This window comes from Brevibacterium moorei (assembly GCF_024580735.1).
GTDB lineage: Bacteria > Actinomycetota > Actinomycetes > Actinomycetales > Brevibacteriaceae > Brevibacterium > Brevibacterium moorei.
In genome coordinates, this window is record NZ_JANIJX010000050.1 from 1 (window position 1) to 3,660 (window position 3,660).

Annotated in this window: 4 protein-coding genes; all 4 read right to left on the reverse strand. The window is 55.5% G+C overall.

Annotation, left to right across the window (positions count from 1 at the left end):
- Window positions 1–58: 58 nt before the first annotated feature.
- The 4 genes from NQ034_RS16525 to NQ034_RS15980 are packed head-to-tail and all read right to left on the reverse strand — an operon-like array spanning window position 59 to window position 3,471.
- On the reverse strand, window positions 59–301 hold the full coding sequence (locus tag NQ034_RS16525) for an ATP-binding cassette domain-containing protein (protein WP_373567252.1): 243 nt from the start codon (window positions 299–301) through the stop codon (window positions 59–61).
- Window positions 291–1,370, reverse strand: a complete 1,080-nt coding sequence (locus NQ034_RS15970; RefSeq protein ID WP_257050012.1) for an ABC transporter permease — start codon at window positions 1,368–1,370, stop codon at window positions 291–293. Before NQ034_RS15970 ends, NQ034_RS16525 begins: the two co-directional genes overlap by 11 nt.
- Before the next feature lie 12 nt (window positions 1,371–1,382).
- Complete coding sequence (locus tag NQ034_RS15975; protein WP_257050013.1) at window positions 1,383–2,336, reverse strand: ABC transporter permease; 954 nt, start codon at window positions 2,334–2,336, stop codon at window positions 1,383–1,385.
- A 55-nt stretch (window positions 2,337–2,391) separates the two neighbouring features.
- On the reverse strand, window positions 2,392–3,471 hold the full coding sequence (locus NQ034_RS15980) for an ABC transporter substrate-binding protein (RefSeq protein WP_257050014.1): 1,080 nt from the start codon (window positions 3,469–3,471) through the stop codon (window positions 2,392–2,394).
- Window positions 3,472–3,660 lie beyond the last annotated feature (189 nt).

Here is a 3,660-nt window from a genome sequence, read left to right on the forward strand (position 1 = left end):
TGGAACGGCCCGACCACCGCGGCGACACGCGCAGGCACATCACACCCGAACAGTACAATCACCTACAACATGAGACAACGACGCCGCGATCAAGCACAAACCCCAACCCGTGAAAAATCGAGGCTAGCAGTCGAATGATCGATCGAGAGGTCACGGATTTACCGGAGCCGGATTCGCCCACCAGTCCGAATACCTCACCCTCGCCAATGCTGAAGGTGACGTCCTCGACCACGCACTTATCGCCGTTCTCCGTAGCAAACCACGTCGACAATCCTTCTACTTCCAACACATTAGACGTCACGGTTCGTACCTTTCTGCACAGGCGCTTGCACGGCAGGATCCGAAGCTGCTGTTGCGACCGCGTCAGGGCCAGGGTGCGGCTCCTCGGTAACGCGAGTCGAAACGGCCATCCCCGCGGCGGAGCGACCACCTACCAGACGCAGAATCTGTCCTTTGGCTACGCCGCTGACTTTCCGCCGCTTACCGCTTCGTGGATCGAAGTGGTCACGCAGCCCGTCCCCGAGGAAGTTCAATCCGAACACGCACAGGATGGTCAGGATGCCGGCGAAGACGACGATCCACCACGATGAGAAGATCAGGGCCTTGCCATCCTGCAGGATGCTGCCCAGCGAGGCGCCTGGTGGCGGGACACCTGCGCCCAAGAAGCTCAGTGAAGCCTCGGTGATGATCGCATCAGCGAAGATGAAGGTCGCCTGTACCACGATCGGTGACACGATGTTGGGAAGCATGTGTTTGAGGATGATCCGGAGAGCTGAGGCTCCCTGTGACTGCATCGCATCGATGAACATCTCTTCTTTGACGCTCACAGCACTGGAACGCACGACTCGGGCCATCTGCGGTGTGAAAACCACGGTCAGTGCGATGATCACATTACTAATCTTGGCGCCGAAGGCGGCCATCAGGCAGATCGCCAGCAGGATGCTGGGGAAGGCCATGAAGCCGTCCATGATGCGCATGAGCACACCGTCGACACTCTTGAAGTAAGCAGATATCAGGCCGATCGCACCGCCGAGTACGGCGGTCAGTACAGTGACAGCGATACCGATGCCCAGCGAAGTCCGCAGGCCGAACAGTAGGCGCGTCGCCAGATCACGGCCGAAGTCGTCCGTGCCCAACCAGTGATGCACACTGGGACCGGTCAGCTTGTCGTCAATGACCATTTGGAACTGGTTATACGGCGAAAACCAGGGCCCGACAGTGGCCACGACGATGAGGATCACCATGACCACTGCACCGATCATCAACATCTGGTTTTCCTTGAGGCGGCACCAAGTCCGCTGGTGCCGTTGTTTGACCAGTTCACGTCCACGACGTTCGACTTGGTCAGCTTGGATTGGAGTATTCATCATTGTCGTCCCTCCTTATTTCTTCGCCGTGACGCCGACACGAGGGTCGAAGACGCCATACAAAATGTCGACGACCAAATTGACCAGTACGAACACCACCGTCGTGAACAGGACAACGCCCTGTACCACGGAGAAATCTCGATGCATCACAGAGTTCACCACCAGGGTTCCGATACCCGGAATCGTGAAGATAGTCTCCGATACGACCGCACCGGTGATCAGGCTGCCGAGTCCCTGACCCAAGATCGTCAGAACCGGAAGGAATCCATTGCGCAAAGCGTGCTTGAACAGCACGGTCCCTTCCCTGAGACCCTTTGCTCGGGCCAGGGCGATGTACTCCATTTGCAGCACGTCGATCATCGATGAACGACTCATTCGGGTAATCAACGCCGCTTGCATCGCCGCAAGGGCTACTGCCGGCAGGATCAGATACGACAGCCAGGTGCCGAACCCCGCAGACATCGGCTCATAGCCACCCACTGGGAACCAGCGAAGCCAGACGCCGAAGATCAACAGGAGGAAAAGCGCCAACAGGAAGCTGGGGATCGATATTCCGAAAAGCGACCCCGTCAGAATCGCACGGTCCGTGTGCGACCCCTTACGCCGGGCCGAAAGCACGCCCAGCGGAATGGCGATGACGATCGCCAAGATCTCGGCGATGATGGCCAAGCTGAATGTTGGGGCGACGTGTTCGGTAATCGCCTGGGTCACAGGCATTCCCAGAAAGAACGAGTCCCCCAGGTCGCCGGTCAGCGCGTTGCCGCTCCAGGCCAGGAACTGAACCAGCAGTGGCCGGTCGAGTCCCATTTCCGCATTGAGTTTTGCAATCTCCTCCGCGGTCGCCTCTTCACCCAGGATAACCGAAGCCGGCGAGCCTGGGGCAAGGTGCAGGATGAGAAATACCACCACGAACACCGTAATCAGAACCGGAATCAGCGACAGGATGCGCCGTAGGATAAATGAGATCATTTCAGCCCACACCTCACGTTACGGTCATGTTGAAATCTACTCGTTTGCATGTACCTCACCCCGTAACCTTGGTATTCCAGACAATAGGGCCATACTGCGAGGTATACCCTTCGACGTTGCTGCGAGTGGCCGCCACTTGCCGGAACTCGCCGGCCATGATCACTGGAATGTACTCCTCGCGAAGATACTCCTGAGTCTCACTCCAGATTTTCGTGGCCTCCTCTTGACTGTCGGCAGCCTTTATCTTCTGCAAGTTATCCAAAACTCGAGGGGATTCGCCGAAAGTCCAGTCAGTACCAAGATATGAAAGCTGCGTAGGATCCGAGACGCTCGTAATTCCAGCAGACACTATATCGAAGGACTTCTCATCTTTAGACAAAGCGCCATATGTAGCCCACTCCACAGACCGCAGGTCTACATTCATTCCAATCTGCTTCAACTGCTCCTGCAGAACCACGGAACCTTTATATTGATAGAGATTCTCCTTTGTCGTTAGGAGCCTAACCGGCTGACCTTTATATCCGGACTCAGCCAGTAATTTCTTCGCCTCGGCAGCGTTTCCCTGATCATATGTATCAGAACCGGCAGTAGTCTTCCAAGCTGGCTGCTCAGTCCCCATGTAACCAGGCTTTAGCTTATACAGATCCGGACTGCCAAAGGCTACGTCCATAATATCCGAAGAACTTGTAGCAATCTGCACAGCCTTCCGAATTTTCTCATTCCCCATCAGAGGGCTCTTGAAGTTGAACGCGAATACAAGGTCACCGATCGTATAACTTGAGACCTTGAATTCCGGCGCATTTTTGAGCCACTCATAGGCATCGGGAGTAACTTCCGGTGCAATATCGAATTTGCCAGTCTGGAGCCCGGCAAGCTGCGTGGCCGCATCCGTAACTATATCGAAGTAGAGGTCCTTGACCTCCGCATTGCGCTTCCCCGAGAGTCCAGACGGCTCGCCGTCCGGACTCGAATAATCATCGAAACGAGTTAAATGGATATATTGATCCTTTTTCCATTCAACATATTTGTACGGGCCAGTCCCGATGAACTCGGTGACACCGGTTGGCTTTGCATCCTTGACAATATCCTCCGGCATGATCGAGGGAAACTGCTTGTGCGTAGCGAGCAGACCCATCACACCAATCGATGGTGTTGACAGGATCAGCTTGGCGCCGTATTTTCCGTCTGCAACGAAGTGGCTCTTCCGGATTGAGGGTGTAGAGAATTATCCGACAGGGGTAGGTGTGTCGTAGGGGGTGTGAAGAAGGCCCCGCGGTGAGAATGGGAATTGTCTAGAAACCGATTCCTCACCACAAGGCCTTCG